Below are 4,295 nucleotides of genomic sequence, written 5' to 3'. Positions count from 1 at the left end.
TGGGCACGCCGCTCTGGGAACAGGACGGGGTCGCCATCACCGGCGCCAGCGGCATCCACGCGCCCAACATCGGCCAATACGTCATGGCCCAACTGCTCGCCTGGGCCCACCGCGTGCCCAGCTGGCTGCGCGCCCAGCAGGTGGGCAAGTGGCCCACCAACCGCTGGGACACTTTCGTGCCCGACGAGCTGGCCGGGCGCACGCTGGGCATCATCGGCTACGGCAGCATCGGCCGCGAGGTGGCCCGGCTGGCGAAGGGCTTCAACATGACTATCCTGGTCACCAAGCGCGACGCCCGCCACACCCAGGACACCGGCTACCTGTTGCCCGGCTTCGGCGACCCGACGGGCGAACTGCCCACGCGCATCTACCCACCCGAGGCCACGCGCTCGATGGTGGCCCAGTGCGATTACGTGGTCATCACCACGCCCCTGACGCCGCGCACGCGCCACTTCTTCGATGAGACCGTCCTGCGCGAGATGAAGCCGACAGCCTACCTGATCAACGTCGGCCGCGGCGAGCTTATCCACGAGGAACACCTGATCAAGGCGCTGAAGCATGGCTGGCTCGGCGGGGCGGGGCTGGACGTGTTCGAGACGGAGCCGCTGCCGGAGAGCAGCCCGCTATGGGCCATGCCCAACGTCATCCTGACGCCCCACGTCAGTGGGTTCACGCAGCAGTACGACGAGCGGGCGGTTGACCTCTTCGCGACCAACCTGCGCCGCTATCTGGCCGGGGAGACCCTGTTCAACCTGGTCAACCGAGAAGAGGGGTACTAGGGGATAGGGGCTAGGGGCTAGGGGCTAGGGAAGAAGCATATCTCACGGAGTCCACATCCTCAGATGCGGAACGCGGCCCTGGCTGGCGGCCACGACGCGGGCGCGCATCTGAGGATGCGCACTCCGGCTAGGTATCTAGGGGCTAGGGGAGAGCGTTCTTCCCCTAGCCCCTATCCCCTAACCCCTATCCCCTAATCGGCGAGGTCTTTCACATCCTCAGCCGCCACAGCGGCCACGGCCTCGGCCGGGCGCGGCTGGTGGATGACGACGCGGGTGGTCGTGTGCTCGACCACGTCGCGCGTGCCCTTGACGTTCAACTGGTCGAACAGGAACTCGAACTGCTCCTGCAACACGCCGCTGATCTCGGCCAGCTGGGCCTCATCCAGCGTCCACCACTGCTCCTTGAACTGGCCGATGGCCCGCTTGCGGGCGGAGTAGAGGCTCTGCTCGTCCGTCTTGCCCGGCTTCCACTCGTCCTTGTGGTTCTCGCGCAGCCAGGTGTAGGCCTCGTCCACCACTTCCTTGGGCAGGTAGTCGAAGACGATGTTCTGGAAGTTGGTCGCCAGATGGATTTCGACCGTGCCTATCTCCGGGAACTTGTTGAAGGCGCTCGGCGGCAGCGTGGACGCGCCGTGCTGCACCGCGCCGCCCAGGCCGTACGATTCGCGGGCCACGCGGCTCAACTCGCGCAGCGTGTCGAAGTCCACCTTCACCTGGGCCAGCGTGCCATCGGGCAGCACCACGCCGCCGTGGCTCGTGCCCGTCTGCACGGAAATCTTGGAGATGCCGGGCACGCCGCCCGCGGCCGTGTCGGGCAGTTCGCGGCGGTAGCCCTGCATGAAGGCGTGCAGCTCCTCGACGGTCGAGTTCTTATGACCCACCTCGCCGATCTCGCCGCCCAGGGAGATCGTGATGCCCTCCGGCTCGATGGCGCGCACATAGCGAGTCAGTTCGGCGCACAGCGCGTAGTTGGTGTGCTGCTGCTCATCCAGCGTCGGGAAGCTGAGATCGACCAGCGTGGAGGTGTCGATGTCGATGTTGTAGAAACCGGCGGCGACAGCCTCGTCCATCAAGTCCTTGACCGCCTGCACTTCGGCGTCGGGGCTGCTCTTGTAGCGGCCGGCCGAAATCTGGAAGTGATCGCCCTGGATGAAGACGGGGCCGCGGTAGCCCTCTTTGATGGCCGCGGCCAGGACGCTGGCGGTGTACTCCATCGGTCGCTGGCCGGTGTAGCCGATCTCCGAGCGGGCGATCTCGAACAGCATCGCGCCGACGTTGTGCTTGTTGGCGGCGCGGAAGACGGCGCGCGAGGAGTTGTAGTTCATGGCCCGGATGTTCATGGCCGGGACGGTGAAGGTGGTGGGCACGTCGCCGCGGCCGATCGCCATGTACAACTGGTGGATGGACGACGGGTAGATGCCCAGGCCCTGGGCGATCTCCCAAATCAGCCAGCGGGCCGTGTCGCGCACGATGCCGCCGCCAAAGACGGCGGTGTGAATGAGGCCGTCGATCTTCTCGCGCAGCACCGGTTCGTCCTTCACGGTCACGATGTCGCCGTCGACGGTCACGACGCCGTCCAGGTGGCGCAGCAGTTCATCCATTGATTTTGCCTTCATGCTCAAATCTCCTTTCAGTATAAGAGGAAGAATCCGCAGATTACGCAGATTACGCAGATTATGGATGTGGTCACTGCGCTATCCGGTTACCCGTGGAGGCTTCGTTTGTTGGTAAGGGCGGATTGCCGCCGGTGGTGTTGCTGCCAGACCTGACAGGTGCGGGTGTTGCGGCAACGCCCACACCTGTCAGGTCTAGGGTCGGGTGCTTGGGCCGTTTCAACCGAGTTGAAGCATATCATACTTCATTGACCGCGGTCAGGACAATCGTCACGTCTTGCCTGGATGAATGTCACCCGTTGCCGACATTCGGTATACTCGAAGAAGAATCATCCGCAGATTAAGCAGATTATTGGGAAGACGTGACACGACGCATTGTGATCAAGATCGGCACGAGCGTGCTGACGGGCGGGACGCCGCGACTGGATCAGGCCCACATGGTGGAGCTGGCCCGCCAGTGCGCGGCCCTGCAAAGGGCGGGGCATGAGGTCATCGTCTGCTCGTCGGGGGCTATCGCCGTCGGCCGGGAGCGGTTGAACCACCCAGAACTGGCGCGCACGCTGGCCAATAAGCAGATGCTCGCCGCCGTCGGCCAGACGCGGCTGATGCAGATGTGGGAGCACTTCTTCGGCATCTACGGCCTGCTGGTGGGCCAGATGTTGCTGACGCGGGCCGACGTGGAAGACCGGCGGCGCTTCCTGAACGCGCGCGACGCGCTGCAAACGCTGCTGGCTCACCACATCGTGCCTATCATCAACGAAAATGACGCCGTCGCCACCGAGGAAATCCGTCTGGGCGACAACGACACGCTCTCGGCCCTGATCGCCATCCTGGCCGAGGCGGATCTATTGCTGCTGCTGACCGACCAGCCGGGGCTGTTCACCGCCGACCCGCGCACCGATCCGGCGGCGACGCTGATCCCGGAGGTGCGCCGCATTGACGAGACGCTGCGCGGCGCGGCCGGCGAGAGCGTGTCCGGCCTGGGCGTGGGCGGCATGTCCACCAAGCTGCGCGCCGCCGACCTGGCCCGCCGCGCCGGGGCCGAGGTTATCATCGCCGGCGGCCGCGTGCCCAACGTCATCGGCCGGGCCGCGGCCGGCGAGGCTATCGGCACGCGCTTCCCGGCCCTGGAACAGCCGGTGGAGAATCGCAAGCGCTGGATTCTGGCCGGGCCGCGGCCGGCCGGGGCGCTGCTGGTGGACGACGGCGCGGCCGAGGCGCTGGTGCGCGGCGGCAAGTCGCTGCTGCCGGCCGGCATCGCCGCCGTCGAAGGGGAGTTCAGCCGCGGCGACGCCGTCCTCATCCTGACCGCGGAGCGGCGGGAGCTGGCGCGCGGCATCACGCGCTACGACAGCGGCGACCTGCTGCGCATCGCCGGTTGCCGCTCCGGCGAGATCGCCGACCGGCTGGGGTATGCGTATGGCGCGGTGGTCGTCCACCGCAATGACCTGATCTTACTGTAGGGTGGGATGGCATCCCGCCACCGCAATGACCCGATCTTACGGTAAGGCGGGATGCCATCCCGCCCTACAACAGTGGAGAGAGTTATGACCAACCTGAACGCGATGGGCGCGGCGGCGCGCGCCGCCGCCCGACCACTGGCGACCCTGACCACCCGCCGCAAGAACGATGCGCTGCGGGCCATCGCCGACGAACTGGAGGCGCGCGCCGGCGAGGCGCTGGCCCAGAACGCGCGCGACGTGGCTGACGCCCGCGCCGCCGGCCAGAGTGAGGCCATCGTTGACCGGCTGCTGCTGGACGAGCGGCGCATCGGCGCTCTGGCCGCCGACACGCGCCGCGTGGCCGAGCTGCCCGACCCGGTGGGCGAGGAGCTGGAGAGCCGGCTGCTGCCCAACGGGATGCGCCTGGTGCGCCGCCGGACGCCCATCGGCGTCATCGGCGT

3 protein-coding genes and 1 pseudogene are annotated in these 4,295 nt (G+C 67.0%); 3 read left to right on the top strand and 1 reads right to left on the bottom strand.

Features of this window, described 5'->3' with window-relative positions; translation table 11 throughout:
• A partial coding sequence (locus tag ACE3UY_RS21525) for a D-2-hydroxyacid dehydrogenase (protein WP_374689531.1) occupies positions 1–779 on the top strand: 779 nt, incomplete at its 5' end.
• Positions 780–970: 191 nt separating this feature from the next.
• Here the strand turns inward: ACE3UY_RS21525 and ACE3UY_RS21520 are convergent.
• The gene (locus ACE3UY_RS21520; protein WP_374689530.1) at positions 971–2,395 is read right to left on the bottom strand and encodes a class II fructose-bisphosphate aldolase; all 1,425 of its coding nucleotides are present in this window, start codon (positions 2,393–2,395) and stop codon (positions 971–973) included.
• 359 nt (positions 2,396–2,754) lie between these two features.
• Between ACE3UY_RS21520 and proB the strand changes: the two genes are divergently transcribed.
• Complete coding sequence (gene proB / locus ACE3UY_RS21515; RefSeq protein WP_374689529.1) at positions 2,755–3,855, top strand: glutamate 5-kinase; 1,101 nt, start codon at positions 2,755–2,757, stop codon at positions 3,853–3,855.
• A gap of 84 nt (positions 3,856–3,939) precedes the next feature.
• Positions 3,940–4,295, top strand: a pseudogene (locus ACE3UY_RS21510) (gamma-glutamyl-phosphate reductase); the annotation flags it as partial.

Origin of the sequence: Promineifilum sp. (SeqCode), assembly GCF_041918635.1 — a bacterium.
Taxonomy (GTDB): domain Bacteria; phylum Chloroflexota; class Anaerolineae; order Promineifilales; family Promineifilaceae; genus Promineifilum.
The sequence above is the reverse complement of the archived record's forward strand: the minus strand, read 5'-3'. Positions and strand labels throughout refer to the sequence as shown.